This window comes from Microbacterium saperdae (assembly GCF_006716345.1).
Taxonomy (GTDB): Bacteria; Actinomycetota; Actinomycetes; order Actinomycetales; family Microbacteriaceae; genus Microbacterium; species Microbacterium saperdae.
In genome coordinates this window covers 1,825,073-1,838,504 of the sequence record NZ_VFOX01000001.1, presented here as the reverse complement: position 1 = coordinate 1,838,504, position 13,432 = coordinate 1,825,073, and the positions used below count along the sequence as shown (strand labels likewise).

Annotated in this window: 15 protein-coding genes; all 15 read right to left on the bottom strand. The window is 69.5% G+C overall.

Annotation, left to right across the window (positions count from 1 at the left end; all coding sequences use genetic code 11):
* Positions 1-36 precede the first annotated feature (36 nt).
* Genes lgt through metK form a run of 15 tightly spaced genes read right to left on the bottom strand, consistent with a single transcriptional unit; the run spans position 37 to position 13,345 of the window.
* The gene (lgt, locus tag FB560_RS08760) at positions 37-1,059 is read right to left on the bottom strand and encodes a prolipoprotein diacylglyceryl transferase (protein ID WP_141872007.1); all 1,023 of its coding nucleotides are present in this window, start codon (positions 1,057-1,059) and stop codon (positions 37-39) included.
* Positions 1,060-1,069: 10 nt separating this feature from the next.
* The gene (gene trpA / locus FB560_RS08755; RefSeq protein WP_141872006.1) at positions 1,070-1,873 is read right to left on the bottom strand and encodes a tryptophan synthase subunit alpha; all 804 of its coding nucleotides are present in this window, start codon (positions 1,871-1,873) and stop codon (positions 1,070-1,072) included.
* Positions 1,870-3,138, bottom strand: a complete 1,269-nt coding sequence (gene trpB, locus FB560_RS08750) for a tryptophan synthase subunit beta (RefSeq protein WP_141872005.1) — start codon at positions 3,136-3,138, stop codon at positions 1,870-1,872. Before trpB ends, trpA begins: the two co-directional genes overlap by 4 nt.
* Positions 3,135-3,944: an indole-3-glycerol phosphate synthase TrpC gene (gene trpC / locus FB560_RS08745; protein WP_141872004.1), complete on the bottom strand. Its 810-nt coding sequence runs from the start codon at positions 3,942-3,944 to the stop codon at positions 3,135-3,137. The genes trpB and trpC overlap by 4 nt, the downstream gene beginning before the upstream one ends.
* Entirely contained in the window at positions 3,944-4,189 is a 246-nt protein-coding gene (locus tag FB560_RS08740) for a DUF6704 family protein (RefSeq protein ID WP_141872003.1), read from the bottom strand. Before FB560_RS08740 ends, trpC begins: the two co-directional genes overlap by 1 nt.
* 46 nt (positions 4,190-4,235) lie before the next feature.
* Positions 4,236-4,826, bottom strand: coding sequence for a Trp biosynthesis-associated membrane protein (locus tag FB560_RS08735; RefSeq protein ID WP_141872002.1), 591 nt, complete (start codon positions 4,824-4,826; stop codon positions 4,236-4,238).
* Positions 4,823-5,182, bottom strand: a complete 360-nt coding sequence (gene hisI, locus FB560_RS08730; protein WP_141872001.1) for a phosphoribosyl-AMP cyclohydrolase — start codon at positions 5,180-5,182, stop codon at positions 4,823-4,825. The genes FB560_RS08735 and hisI overlap by 4 nt, the downstream gene beginning before the upstream one ends.
* Positions 5,179-5,940, bottom strand: a complete 762-nt coding sequence (gene hisF / locus FB560_RS08725; RefSeq protein WP_141872000.1) for an imidazole glycerol phosphate synthase subunit HisF — start codon at positions 5,938-5,940, stop codon at positions 5,179-5,181. Before hisF ends, hisI begins: the two co-directional genes overlap by 4 nt.
* Entirely contained in the window at positions 5,940-6,782 is an 843-nt protein-coding gene (gene hisG, locus FB560_RS08720) for an ATP phosphoribosyltransferase (RefSeq protein ID WP_141871999.1), read from the bottom strand. Before hisG ends, hisF begins: the two co-directional genes overlap by 1 nt.
* 38 nt (positions 6,783-6,820) lie before the next feature.
* A complete protein-coding gene (locus FB560_RS08715) occupies positions 6,821-7,084 on the bottom strand; it encodes a phosphoribosyl-ATP diphosphatase (protein WP_141871998.1) in 264 nt (87 codons plus the stop codon).
* Positions 7,081-7,761 (bottom strand): ribulose-phosphate 3-epimerase, encoded by a 681-nt coding sequence (rpe, locus tag FB560_RS08710; protein ID WP_141871997.1) that lies wholly within the window; start codon positions 7,759-7,761, stop codon positions 7,081-7,083. The genes FB560_RS08715 and rpe overlap by 4 nt, the downstream gene beginning before the upstream one ends.
* A gap of 4 nt (positions 7,762-7,765) precedes the next feature.
* Positions 7,766-9,241 carry an RsmB/NOP family class I SAM-dependent RNA methyltransferase gene (locus FB560_RS08705; protein WP_141871996.1) on the bottom strand — a complete coding sequence of 492 codons (1,476 nt, stop codon included), beginning with the start codon at positions 9,239-9,241 and terminating at the stop codon, positions 7,766-7,768.
* Positions 9,238-10,158, bottom strand: a complete 921-nt coding sequence (gene fmt, locus FB560_RS08700) for a methionyl-tRNA formyltransferase (protein WP_141871995.1) — start codon at positions 10,156-10,158, stop codon at positions 9,238-9,240. Before fmt ends, FB560_RS08705 begins: the two co-directional genes overlap by 4 nt.
* An 18-nt stretch (positions 10,159-10,176) precedes the next feature.
* Complete coding sequence (locus FB560_RS08695; protein WP_141871994.1) at positions 10,177-12,135, bottom strand: primosomal protein N' family DNA-binding protein; 1,959 nt, start codon at positions 12,133-12,135, stop codon at positions 10,177-10,179.
* Positions 12,136-12,151: 16 nt separating this feature from the next.
* Positions 12,152-13,345, bottom strand: coding sequence for a methionine adenosyltransferase (gene metK, locus FB560_RS08690; protein WP_141871993.1), 1,194 nt, complete (start codon positions 13,343-13,345; stop codon positions 12,152-12,154).
* Between the last annotated feature and the right edge of the window lie 87 nt (positions 13,346-13,432).

The window sequence follows — 13,432 nt, the reverse complement described above, 5'->3', positions numbered from 1 at the left end:
CCGGGCGAATGCAGTGGGGTCCTCGCGGACCAGAGGCTATCGCGAGCCTTCCGCGTCCGAGGGAGCGGTGCTTGTGGCGCTGGCTCCAGCGGTGATCTCTTCGGACGGAGGCTCGCTCACGTCCACGAAATCGGAGGGATTGTCCTGTGATTCTACATCAGCGTCGACATCCTTCCGTCCGCGACCCGGCTGGTACGGCGAAGGCTCCAGTCCGGGGTGACGGCGCGTCTGTACGACGAGGATCGCGAGGCCCACCACGATGCCGATGATGGCGGCCCAGACGTTGCTGCGCAGACCGAGGATGATCTCGCTCGGATCGATGCGGATCGACTCCCAGACCACGCGGCCGGCGCTGTACCAGATCAGGTAGATCGCGAACAGACGACCCCACTGGAAGAAGAGCTTGCGGCCGAGCCACAGCAGCACGAGGACGCCGAGGCCGTTCCACAGCACCTCGTAGAGGAAGGTCGGGTGGAACAGCGTGCCCTCGGGCAGGCCGGGAGGGAAGGCCGAGTTCGTCGACTCGATCTCCAGGCCCCAGGGCAGGTCGGTCGGCAGACCGAAGAGCTCGTGGTTGAACCAGTTGCCGAAGCGGCCCATCGCCTGTGCGAGCAGAAGACCGGGGGCGAGGGCATCGGCGAACGTCCAGAAGCGGATGCCCGTCCACTTGCAGCCGAGGTACGCACCGATCGCACCACCGATGAGGGCGCCGAAGATCGCGATGCCACCCTCCCAGATGGCCCAGACGGATCCGGGCTCGAAGGGGTTCCAGGTGTTCTTGCCCTCGCCGAAGTAGAAGTTCGGGTGGGTGAGCACGTGGAAGATGCGCGCTCCGATGATCGCCAGCGGAACCGCGAGGATCGAGATGTCGATCACGACCCACGGCTCCGCTCCGCGCTTGGTGAGGCGGTGGTTCGTGATCAGCGCGGCGGCGATGATGCCGGCGATGATGCACAGCGCGTAGAAGTGGATGCGGATCGGGCCCAGGTCGATGTAGGACACGGGAGGGCTCGGGATGCTGGCGAGCACGCCGTTGAAGGTGTGGAGCGCAAGGGACATGAGTGCGATTCTAGTTCTCGTGTACGGGGCGTGCCGACGACGTGCCGGAGGCCAGGTTTCGGGTGACTTCTGCGAGGGCGGGGATTCCGCCGTCACGCAGGGCGCGGACCAGCGCGGTGCCGACGATGGCGCCGTCTGCGTACTCGGACACCCCGGAGATCTGTTCGGCCGTCGAGATGCCGATGCCGACGCAGGCGCGGGTGGCCCCGTGCTCACGCAGTCGACCGACCAGTGTGCGGGCGGCACGATCGAGTTCGGTGCGCTCGCCCGTGATCCCCATGGTGGAGACCGTGTAGACGAAGCCGGTCGACGCCTGCACGACGAGGTCGAGACGGGCGTCCGAGGAGGTGGGCGCGGCGAGGAACACGCGGTCGAGGCCGGTGCGCTCGCTGGCGGCGATCCACTCCCCTGCCTCTTCCGGCGTGATGTCCGGGGTGATCAGACCTGCACCGCCGGCGGCGAGGAGGTCGTCGGCGTAACGATCGATGCCGTACTGGAGCACGGGGTTCCAGTACGTCATGACGAGAACGGGCACGTCGACCTCAGCCGTGATGGCGCGCAGCGCGGTGAACAGATCGGCGGTCTTGAATCCGGCCGCCAGCGCCAGCGTCGTCGCCTCCTGGATCACGGCCCCGTCCATCACCGGATCGCTGTAGGGCGGGCCGAGCTCGATGATGTCGACGCCGTTCCGCGCGAGCGTGATCGCGGCGTCGATACTCGTCTGCAGGTCGGGGAAGCCGACGGGAAGATACCCGACGAACGCGCTGCGGCCGGCATCGTGCGCGGCGGCGATGGCCTGTTCGACGCGACTCATAGCTCCGGCTCCCCTTTCGAGGCGGCGTCCTGCTCGGCGCTCTCCTCGGTCACGTCGTGCGCGAGTGCGGCCGCGTCGTACAGGTCGAAGTACCGGGCTGCCGTGTCCATGTCCTTGTCACCACGGCCCGAGAGACAGACCGCGATCACGGCGTCGGGCCCGAGCTCGCGACCGATGCGCAGGGCGCCAGCCAGTGCGTGCGCGGACTCGATGGCGGGGATGATCCCCTCGGTCCTGCTGAGCAGACGGAGCGCCTGCATGGCTTCGTCGTCCGTCGCCGGGATGTACTCGGCGCGACCGATGTCGGCCAGCCATGAGTGCTCCGGGCCGACGCCGGGGTAGTCGAGTCCTGCCGAGATGGAGTGCGACTCGATGGTCTGCCCGTCCTCGTCCTGCAGGACGTACGTGCGGGAGCCGTGCAGCACGCCAGGGCGACCGCGCTCGATCGATGCGGCGTGCTTCGGCGTGTCGACGCCGTCCCCTGCCGCCTCGACGCCGTAGAGCTTCACGCCCTCGTCGTCGAGGAACGCGTCGAACATGCCGATGGCGTTGGAACCCCCGCCGACGCAGGCGACGACGACGTCGGGAAGGCGTCCGACCTCGGTGAGGAGCTGTTCGCGTGCCTCTTCACCGATGATCTTCTGGAAGTCGCGGACCATCGCGGGGAACGGATGCGGACCCGCCGCGGTGCCGAAGATGTAGTTGGTCGTCTCGACCGAGGCCACCCAGTCGCGGTAGGCGTCGTTGATCGCGTCCTTGAGCGTGCGCGATCCGGACGTCACCGCCACGACCTCGGCACCGAGCAGACGCATCCGGGCGACATTGAGCGCCTGGCGCTCGGTGTCGACCTCACCCATGTAGATCGTGCAGTCGAGGCCGAACAGTGCGGCGGCGGTGGCCGTCGCCACACCGTGCTGGCCGGCACCGGTCTCGGCGATCACGCGGGTCTTGCCGAGGCGCTTGGTGAGCAGCGCCTGCCCGAGCACGTTGTTGATCTTGTGCGAGCCCGTGTGGTTGAGGTCCTCGCGCTTGAGGAAGACGCGCGCTCCCCCGGCATGCTCGGCGAACCGGGCGACCTCGGTGATCGCGGAGGGACGCCCCGCGTAGGAGCTCAGCAGATGAGCAAGCTCCGCGCGGAACTCGGGATCGGCGACGGCCGCGGTGTACGCCGCCGTGAGCTCATCGATCGCGGCGATGAGGGATTCCGGCATGAAACGTCCGCCGAAATCACCGAAGTAGGGACCATGCTGGTCGCGCAGGCTCACGGTGTCTTCTTCCTGCCGGGCAGTGCGATGGATCCGGCGTCGAGGAAACGCGTCAACGTGGCGACAGGGTCGCCCGTGACGAGAGCCTCACCGATCAGGACCACGTCGGCACCGGCCGAACGGTAGTGGGTGACGTCTTCCGGTGACAGCACCGCGGACTCGGCGATCTTGACCGCGGTGTCGGGGATGCGGTCGGAGAGACGACCGAAGAGATCGCGATCCAGCTCGAGCGTCGTGAGGTCGCGGGCGTTCACGCCGATCAGCGGCGCGCCGAGGTCGATCGCGACTTCCAGCTCGTCTGCGGAGTGGGTCTCGACGAGCGGCGTCATGCCGAGCTCGGTGATGAACGCGAACAGCTCCTCCAGCACCGAACGGTCGAGCCCGGCGACGATGAGCAGAACGAGATCGGCACCCGCGGAACGCGCCTCGAGCACCTGGTAGCGGGTTGCGATGAAGTCCTTGCGCAGCACCGGAACCGAGACCCGGGCCGTGACGGCCTCGAGATCGGCGAGGCTGCCACCGAAGCGGCGCTCCTCGGTGAGCACGCTGATCGCCGAGGCGCCACCGGTCTCGTACAGCGAGGCCTGGAGCGCCGGGTCGGGGATCGACGCGAGCGGACCACGTGACGGGCTCGCGCGCTTCACCTCGGCGATGATCTTCACTCGATCCGCGGGAGCGAGGAAGGACAGAGCATCCTTGGCGGCGGGACGGGCGAGGGCATCGCTCTCGACCTGCGCCAACGGACGCGACTGCGCACGACGTTCGGCGTCAGCGACTGCGCCGGCCGTCAGGTCGGCGAGGACCACTAGTGCGCCTTCGGAGAGTACTTGGGGCCCTTCACGCCGTAGCCGGCGCGTGCGAGCACCCAGCCCACGAGCGCTCCGATGGGGATGAGAGCCGCAGAGACCCAGATGAGGGCGACCCAGACGGGGCTGAACTCCGCCAGGCAGAACGCCAGCGTGCCGACCGTGAAGCCGACGAGCATGATGATCACGGCGGTCCAGGCCGCCGGCGAGTGTCCGTGGCCGGGGTCGGCGATCGGGTTGGTCATGTTCTCCTCCGGGGACGACTACGGGATCGGGTTCAGTCTATCGGTGTCAACGCGTGGGATCGGTTCCGCGGGACAGGTCGTCCCAGGAATCGATCGCGTCGACGGGGCCGTCATGTGCCGGACCGTCAGCAGTCGCGGTGCGGTAACGCCGCCCGCCGACCTTCCACTTCCGCCAGGTGAACAGCACCAGCAGCGATGCGAGGAGCAGGATCACCCAGCCGAACAGAGCGATGACGGGCCAGGCCGTCGGCACGGCCGACTGCACGACATCGCCCAGTGCGGTGCTGCCGGCAAGCCCCGTCACCTCGGTCACCGTCGGGCCGATCGCCGACTCCGGTACCGAGATCAGCAGCTGCAGCGTGGACCAGCCCAGGAAGACCGCGCAGACTCCTGCCAGCACGCCGAACACGAGACGCACAGGGCGTCCCGCGATCGAAAGCGCCGCACCGAGTGCGAGCACCGCGAGGCTGAGGGGCGCGAGCAGCACCAGCGCAGACGCTCCAGGGACGAGGATCGCTTCGCCGGCATCCGCACGCTCCACCGTGACCCAGGTCTGCGTGGAGGAGATGATCCCGATCGCACCGGCGAGGAGGAATCCGGAGACCGAAAGCGAACGGCCACGTCGGACGATGTTCATACGGCGCTGCTCCCGGGGACCGCTTCGAGGTCCGTCGTGTCGAAGCAGGTGCGCGTTCCGGTGTGGCATGCGGGCCCGGTCTGGTCGACGCGGAGCAGGATGGCGTCGCCGTCGCAATCGAGTCGGGCGTCGTGCACGACCTGGATGTTGCCGGAGGTGTCGCCCTTGCGCCAGTACTCCTGACGGGAGCGCGACCAGTAGGTGACGCGGCCGGTGGTCAGTGTGCGCCGCAGCGCCTCCGCGTCGACCCAGGCCAGCATCAGCACCTCGAGCGTGTCCCACTGCTGCACGATCACCGGGGCCAGGCCGTCGGAATTCCACGCGACCTGTGCGATCCGTGTCTCGACGTCACTCATCGGACGACCACTCCCTCTGCGCGCAACGCATCCTTGACATCTCCGACCGTGAGCGCGCCGGTGTGGAACACGCTGGCGGCGAGCACGGCATCCGCGCCCGCCTTGATGGCCGGGGCGAAGTGCGAGACGTCGCCGGCACCGCCCGAAGCGATCACCGGCACCGAGGCGGCTTCGCGCATGAGCCGGACCAGCTCCAGGTCGAAGCCGTCACGGGTGCCGTCGGCGTCGATCGAGTTCACGAGCAGCTCGCCGGCACCGCGCTCCGTGGCCTCGCGTGCCCATTCCACGGCGTCCAGCGTCGTCTGCGTACGTCCGCCGTGGGTCGTGACGACGAAACCGGAAGGAGTCGTGTCCGCGCGCTTCACGTCGAGCGACAGCACGAGCACCTGCGCGCCGAACCGGTCGGCGATCTCGCCGATCAGTGCCGGCCGCGCGATCGCCGCGGAGTTGACGCCTACCTTGTCCGCGCCTACGGAGAGCAGACGCGCGACATCGTCGACGGTACGCACTCCCCCACCGACCGTCAGCGGCACGAAGACCTGCTCGGCCGTGCGCTGCACCACGTCAAAGGTCGTGGCGCGCGCATCGACCGTGGCGGTGACGTCGAGGAAGGTGATCTCGTCCGCACCCTGCGCGGCGTAGTGCCTGGCGAGCTCGACCGGGTCGCCCATGTCGCGGAGGTTCTCGAAGTTGACGCCCTTGACCACGCGGCCGTCGGCCACGTCGAGGCACGGGATGACACGACTGGCGAGAGTCATCAGAGCCTCGCGTTGTGGATCGCCGTGACCAGGATGGCGCGGGCGCCGAGGGCGTACAGCGCGTCCATGACGGGGTTCACGCGCGCACGCGCCACCATGACGCGCACAGCCACCCACTCCGGGTCGCGCAGCGGCGAGACGGTCGGCGACTCGACGCCGCCCGCGATCTTCACGGCGTCGTCCAGCAGGGCGAGCGGAAGGTCGTAGTCGATCATCACGAAGCGGCGAGCCACCATCACGCCGCGTAGACGGCGCAGCAGCGTCTCGGAACCATCCGCATCGACCGGACCGGCGATGAGCACAGCCTCGGACTGGAGGATCACGGGCCCGAACACGTCGAGTCCGGCCTGACGCAGGGTGGTTCCGGTCTCGACCACGTCGGCGACCGCATCCGCCACGCCGAGACGGACGGCGGACTCGACCGCGCCGTCGAGCGGCACCAGGTCGACCGCGATGCCGCGCTCATCGAGGAACGCGTCGACGAGGCCGGGGTACGACGTCGCGATGCGCAGCCCGTCGAGCTCGGACACATCCGTGTAGCGGCCGGAGGGAGCGGCGAACCGGAACGTGGAGCCGGCGAAGCCCAGCGCCTCGATCTCGCGGGCACCCGGCATCCGCGCGTCCAGCAGCAGGTCGCGACCCGTGATGCCGACATCGATCGCACCGGATCCGACGTAGGTGGCGATGTCCTTGGGACGCAGGAAGAAGAACTCGACGTCGTTGTCGGCGTCGATGACGTGCAGGGTCTTGGGGTCGCGTCGACCGGCGTAGCCGGCCTCCGCGAGCATCTCAGCGGCGGTCTCGGAGAGAGAGCCCTTGTTGGGAACGGCGATGCGCAGCATGAACAGCTTTCAGTTCGAAGGAGAAGGAACGGAGCGCGTCACAGATGTCGGTAGACGTCCTGCAGGGTGAGACCCTTCGCGATCATCATCACCTGCAGGTGGTACAGCAGCTGGGAGATCTCCTCAGCGGCCGCCTCTTCGGACTCGTACTCGGATGCCATCCAGACCTCGGCGGCCTCTTCGACGATCTTCTTGCCGATCGTGTGCACACCGCCGTCGAGCTCTGCGACAGTGCCGGATCCCTCTGGGCGGGTCTCGGCCTTGACGCTGAGCTCAGCGAACAGCTCGTCGAAAGTCTTCACCCCTCCAGGCTAGCGGCTCGCGCGCGGTCCCTGAGCCGAGTGACGGCCGCCTCGATGTCATCCGCACCGTAGATCGCGGATCCGGCGACGAACGTGTCGGCCCCGGCAGCGGCCGCCTGCTCGATCGTGGCATCGGAGATGCCGCCGTCCACCTGCAGCCAGACCTGGGAGCCACGACGCCGCGCCTCTTCTGCCAGGGCGCGCAGCTTCGGCATGGTCTCGGGCATGAATCCCTGCCCGCCGAATCCCGGCTCCACGGTCATCACCAGGATCTGATCGAACTCGTCCAGCACGCTGTACAGCCCCTCGACAGGCGTGCCCGGCTTGATCGCGACCCCGGCGCGGGCGCCGATGTCACGCAGACGCCGCGCGAGAGACACCGGGTCGGCGGCAGCCTCGAGGTGGAAGGTCACGCTCGCCGCGCCGATCTCCGCGTACTCGGGTGCCCACCGATCCGGATCGGTGATCATCAGGTGCACGTCGAGCGGGATCGGGCTGGTCGCCTGGATGCGCTCGACCATCTGCGGACCGAAGGTGAGGTTCGGCACGAAGTGGTTGTCCATGACGTCGACATGCGCGAAGTCGGCAGTCGCGATGCGGGCGAGGTCAGCCTGCAGGTTGACGAAGTCGGCGGCGAGGATGCTGGGGTTGATACGGGGGGCGCGGGGCAGATCCATGGTTCTACTCTCCCTGTGGTGTGCGCTGCAACAGCGCGAGGAACATGGCGTCAGTGCCGTGGCGGTGCGGCCAGAGCTGCACCGTGCCGGGCTCGGAGCGGCCGTCGTCAGCCAGATCGATCGGCGCGAGCGCCACCCCGGAGACGACGGCGCGCGCGTCCAGGACTCGCAGATCCTCGCGTGAACGGAGCACGTCCTGCACCACGCCCGTGGTCTCCGCCAGATGCGGCGAGCACGTGACGTAGGCGACGATGCCGCCGGGGGCCAGAGCCTCGACCGCCGCGGACAGGAGCTCCACCTGCAGGGGCACGAGCTCGGCGACGTCGGCCGGGCTCTTCCGCCACCGGGCCTCGGGACGGCGACGCAGCGCGCCGAGTCCCGTGCACGGCGCGTCGACGAGGATGCGGTCGAACTCACCTGGTCGGGAAGCCGCGAACTCGCGCCCGTCCGCCTCGTGCACGACCACGTCGCCCGGCACGCCACGCAGGGCATTGCGCACCAGGCGTGCCCTGGTCGGGATGACCTCGTTCGCCTCGACGATCACGCCGTGCGGGTGAGCCAGTGCCGCGAGCAGGGCGGTCTTGCCACCGGGTCCCGCGCAGAGATCGAGCCAGCGCTCCCCCTCGCCGATCGGCGCTGCCGCCGCGAGAGCGAGCGCCACGAGCTGGGAGCCTTCGTCCTGTACTCGCACCGTGCCGCCTGATCCGGCGACGATGCGATAGGGATCCCCGCCGGGCGAGCCGTACGCCGTGGCGGCATAGGGCCGTCGCGGCTCCCCCGGCTCGGCGAGACCGGGCAGCGCCACGAGAGTCACCTCGGGCGAGACGTTGTCAGCCTCGAGCAGTGCTTCCAGCTCGTCGACACGGTCCTCGGCCGCGAGAGCCCGCCGGAGAGCGCGGATGATCCAGACCGGGTGCGCCGAGCGCAACGCCAGCCGCTCGTCGTCCGACCGGGCTTCTCGTTCGATCTGCTCCTGCCACTCCTCCGGAGTCTGCCGGGTGACTCGGCGGAGCACCGCGTTCGCGAAGCTCGAGGCCCCGCGACCGCCCTCGGTCGCGACGAGGTTGACCGACTCGTTCACCGCCGCGTGAGATGCCACCCGCGTTGCGAGCAGCTGGTGCACACCGAGGCGCAGCGCATCCAGCACGACCGGGTCGATGTCGTCCGTGCTGCGGTCGGCGGCCGCGGCGATGATCGCGTCGTAGGTGCCGCGTCGCCGGAGCGTGCCATAGGTGAGCTCGGTCGCGAGCGCCGCGTCCTGCGGATCCAACCCCGCCTCCGCGATCGCCGTGGGCAGGACGAGGTTCGCGTAGGCATCGGAGTCGGATACTGCGCGCAGCACGTCGAAGGCGACCCGACGCGCGGCCTGGACCGTGCGCACCGGGCCCCGTGGCCCCCGGGCCGGCGGACCAGCCGGCCGTCCGCCGCCGGACCGCCCCTGAGGGCGCCTGTTCGATCGGTTCTGCTGACCGTCGCTCATGATCCGGCACGCACCCCTTCAGCTGCTCGTTGGCCGCGCCACCAGTCCGCGGCGTTCATGGCTCCCTTGCCGGCCGGCTGCACGCGCGTGACGGCGAGCGGCGCGGTGGCCGTGCCGAACAGCACCGCCGTCTTTGCGGCAGAGATGGCACCGGGCTCGAGAGGTTCGGCGTCGGTGGCGGGTGAAGCCTCGAGGATCTTGAGGCGCTGTCCGTCGATCGTGGTGTGGGCTCCGGGCTCGGGTGTCACACCGCGGAAGCGCGCGAACACCTGCTCCGCAGGCTGCGACCAGTCCAGGAGGCCGTCGGGAAGCGAGAGCTTGGGGGCGAACGTCGGCTCGCCCTCCTGCGGAACAGCTCGAGCCGTGCCCGCAGCGATTCCGGAGACGACCGCGGCCGTGAGCTCGGCTCCGTCGATCGCCAGCGCCTCCAATGCGAGGTCGGCGGTCGCACCCGTCGGAACATCGACCACGCGAGAAGCGAACACATCCCCCGCGTCGAGCTCGGCCACGAGCTGGAAGACACTCGCGCCCAGCTGCGCATCGCCCGCGATGAGCGCGCGCTGGACCGGTGCCGCACCGCGCCACTGCGGAAGCAGCGAGAAGTGCAGGTTGATCCATCCGGCATCCGGCGTCGACAGCAGTGGTTCACGGACCAATCCCCCGTAGGCGACGATCACGCCCAGCTCCGGCTGGAGTGCCGCGATGCGCTGCGTCGCCTCCTCATCCAGCCGCGCCGCGGTGATGACGGGGATGCCGAGCTCCACGGCGGCCTGCGCCACCGGAGACGGGGTGAGGACCCTCTTGCGCCCGAGCGGCGCATCGGGCCGGGTGACGGCCGCGACGATGTCGTGGTCCCGCGCCAGACGACGCAGGGTGGGAACGGCCGCAGAAGGCGTGCCGGCGAAGACGAGGCGCATGAAGGTACTCCGGAAGGATCAAAGTTCTGGATCGAGGATATCGAGGCGAACCGAGAGAGCGCTCCTCGGATTGCGCCCCCGCCCTCGGCGACTGGCCACCGCTTCGGCCACCACGGCCGCCCGCAGGACGGTCGCCACGCGACTGCCGGCGCCGTAGTCGAAACGCACGAGTGCGCGCACGCGCGGAGGCTCGTCGTCGGACTCGACCGGTACGGGCCCCAGCACGGCATCGGGCGGGAGAGCGAGTTCGCCGAGTGCGATCAGCGCGCGGGAGACCGCCGCTGCCGTCCCCTCGACCAACGCGACCCGGGCGGTCGGCGGCATATGCAGAGGCGCTCTGCTCTCGAGTTCCGACCGCGCGTAACCCGCCTGGTTCCACGTCGCGAGAGCGCGTGCCGTGCCGCCATCGACGCCGACCAGATGCACGGGCGCTCCCGGTGCGGCGAGGGCAGCCGCGTTCGACCACCAGCGCAGGCACGATTCCCCCACACGGAGGTCGGGAGCCTGCAGCATGCGCGGACCGTCCAGGAGCACGACCGCCCGGTACCCGCCGTCGGCGAGGGGTTCGGCGCCGCGGGTGGCGACGACGAGCGCCGGCTTCGCGTCGACGCGCTCGACCGGATGCGCACTGTCGGCGACGATCACCCGCACTCCGGGGAACGCGCGTCCGAGCTCGTCGGCTGTGCGTTCGCTGCCGGACGAGGCGAGTCGCAGCTTCGTCGATGAGCACGAGGGGCACGCCCAGGCCCGTGCTCCCCGTCCACACCAGCCGCACACCGGGACTGCGCCACGGTGCCGGGCGCCCAGAGGACCGCCGCAGTGCGCGCACCGGGCCGGCGCGCGGCACTCGGCGCACACCAGCGACGGCGAGAATCCCGGGCGGGAGACCTGGACGAGCACCGGCCCCTCGGCCGCCGCCGTGCGGGCCGCGAGGAACGCCGACGAGGGCAGGCGCTGTGCGGTCGGCTGCTCCATCTCCTGGGGCGTGCTCAACACCACACGGGGAAGCACACGTCGGGCCGCGCGCACATCCCGCAGCCACCCATGCGCGACCAGTCGCTCGACATCGGTCGTCCGGGTGTGCCCGACGAACAGGAGGGCGCTCTCCTCCTGCTCCTGACGCAACAGCGCCGCATCGCGCGCGTTGACATAGGGCGCGAGAGGCTCGCCGAGAAGCGGGTCGCCGTCGTCCCAGATCGCGACGAGTCCGGCGCGCACCGGGGCGTAGACCGCGGACCGGTTGCCGACGACGATGCAGGGGGCATCCTCGAGCGTGCGCAGGAACGATCGGTACCGCTGAGGGTTCGTCTGCCGGGAGTCGTAGCGGATGATCGTCTCATCGGGGGCGATCTGCGCGAGCGCCGTGAGCAGCCGGTCGAGATCGCGGTGGTCGGGGACGATCAGGATCGACGACTCCCCCGCCCCCAGCGCCTGCACGGCAGTGGCTGCGAGCAGGGCGGCCCAGGCGGGCCCGTCGTCGCGGATTCCCGGAATCGCCTCCACCGCTGCACGTCCGTGATTCTCGAGAACGTCGAGCAGACCGTCGTAGGCGTCGAGCAGGGCGGTGGCGCCCGCCAGCGCCTCCGGGTCCGGAGCGGTGACGGGGGAATCGCCGGTCCACGCCTTCTCGACCCGGACCTGGCGCTTCGGTATCACGAGCCGGAGGATGTCGGACGCCGACCCCGCTGCTCGGTCGGCGACACGTCTGGCGAGACGGTGCAGTCGCTCGGGCAGCACCGCGACGGGTGACACCACGCTGTCGACCTCGGAGAGCGGACGATCCGCATCGTCTTCGACACCGAGTTCGACCACGTATCCGTCGATCACCCGCCCCGCGGTGCGCAACGGGACCTTGATCCGCGCGCCCAGAGGAGCATCGCCGAGTTCGGCGGGGAGCGAGTAGTCGAAGAGGCGGTCCAGCTGCGGCAACGGTGAGTCGAGGAGCACCCGCGCGATGCGGCGGCTCTCCGCTGTCATGGGAACCGAAGCCCCATCAGAGACCGGCAGCGCGGCGCAGCTCTTCGACGCGATCGGTGCGCTCCCAGGTGAACTCCGGCAGCTCTCGTCCGAAGTGCCCGTATGCCGCGGTCTTCGCGTAGATCGGACGCAGCAGGTCCAGCTGCTCGATGATCGCCTGCGGGCGGAGGTCGAAGACATCGTTGATCGCGCGGATGATGGCATCGTCCGACACCTTGCCGGTGCCGAAAGTCTCGACGTAGAGCCCGACGGGACGCGCGACTCCGATCGCGTAGGCGACCTGCACTTCGAGACGGTCGGCGAGTCCGGCGGCGACGGCGTTCTTCGCGACCCAGCGGGTGGCGTACGCACCGGACCGGTCGACCTTGGACGGGTCCTTGCCGCTGAAGGCACCGCCGCCGTGACGTGAGGCGCCACCGTAGGTGTCGATGATGATCTTGCGGCCGGTGAGGCCCGCATCACCCTTGGGACCACCGGTCACGAACGGGCCTGCCGGGTTGATGTAATAGGTCACGTCGTCGAGATCGAGGCCGGTGTTCGCGAGGACCGGATCGATGACGTGAGCGCGCACGAGCTGCTGGAGCTCGTCCTGCGAGATGTCGGGGTGGTGCTGCGTGGAGACCACCACGGCGTCGACCGTCTTCGGAGTGAAACCGTCGTAGCCGAGCGTGACCTGGGTCTTGCCGTCGGGACGCAGGAACGGCAGCTCGCCGCTGCGGCGCACTTCGGTGAGGCGCTCGGCGATACGGTGCGCCGTGAAGGCGGCCATCGGCATGAGCTGCGGGGTCTCGGTCGTCGCGAACCCGAACATGATGCCCTGGTCGCCGGCGCCGAGGCCGTCGAGCGGATCGACGGACGAGCCGTCGCGGTGCTCCTGGGCGTTGTCCACGCCGTGGGCGATGTCGGTGGACTGCTCGCCGACGGAGATGCTGACGCCGCACGAGTCGCCGTCGAAACCGGTGTCGCTCGACGTGTAGCCGATGCCGTTCACGACCTGGCGGACGATCGTGGGGATGTCGACGTAGGCCTCGGTGCGGATCTCACCCGCGACATGCACGAGACCAGTGGTCACGAGCGTCTCGACCGCGACCCGGGAATCCCGGTCTTTCGCGATGAGCCCGTCGAGGATGCTGTCCGAGATCTGGTCGCAGATCTTGTCCGGGTGCCCTTCGGTGACGGACTCGGACGTGAACAGACGCAGGGCGCTCATCGATGCTCCAGAACGGGGTGAGACAGGGAAAGGGCTGGTACACCCATTCTGGACCGCGCCTCCGACAGAGTGGGTGGCGCGGCCCCG

Excerpts from the sequence above, each read along its gene's own strand:
- lgt (WP_141872007.1), bottom strand. The coding sequence starts at position 1,059 with ATGTCCCTTGCGCTCCACACCTTCAACGGCGTGCTCGCCAGCATCCCG.
- trpA (WP_141872006.1), bottom strand. The coding sequence starts at position 1,873 with ATGAGTCGCGTCGAACAGGCCATCGCCGCCGCGCACGATGCCGGCCGC.
- FB560_RS08740 (WP_141872003.1), bottom strand. The coding sequence starts at position 4,189 with ATGACCAACCCGATCGCCGACCCCGGCCACGGACACTCGCCGGCGGCC.
- FB560_RS08735 (WP_141872002.1), bottom strand. The coding sequence starts at position 4,826 with ATGAACATCGTCCGACGTGGCCGTTCGCTTTCGGTCTCCGGATTCCTC.
- hisI (WP_141872001.1), bottom strand. The coding sequence starts at position 5,182 with ATGAGTGACGTCGAGACACGGATCGCACAGGTCGCGTGGAATTCCGAC.
- hisF (WP_141872000.1), bottom strand. The coding sequence starts at position 5,940 with ATGACTCTCGCCAGTCGTGTCATCCCGTGCCTCGACGTGGCCGACGGC.
- hisG (WP_141871999.1), bottom strand. The coding sequence starts at position 6,782 with ATGCTGCGCATCGCCGTTCCCAACAAGGGCTCTCTCTCCGAGACCGCC.
- rpe (WP_141871997.1), bottom strand. The coding sequence starts at position 7,761 with ATGGATCTGCCCCGCGCCCCCCGTATCAACCCCAGCATCCTCGCCGCC.
- FB560_RS08705 (WP_141871996.1), bottom strand. The coding sequence starts at position 9,241 with ATGAGCGACGGTCAGCAGAACCGATCGAACAGGCGCCCTCAGGGGCGG.
- fmt (WP_141871995.1), bottom strand. The coding sequence starts at position 10,158 with ATGCGCCTCGTCTTCGCCGGCACGCCTTCTGCGGCCGTTCCCACCCTG.
- FB560_RS08695 (WP_141871994.1), bottom strand. The coding sequence starts at position 12,135 with ATGACAGCGGAGAGCCGCCGCATCGCGCGGGTGCTCCTCGACTCACCG.
- metK (WP_141871993.1), bottom strand. The coding sequence starts at position 13,345 with ATGAGCGCCCTGCGTCTGTTCACGTCCGAGTCCGTCACCGAAGGGCAC.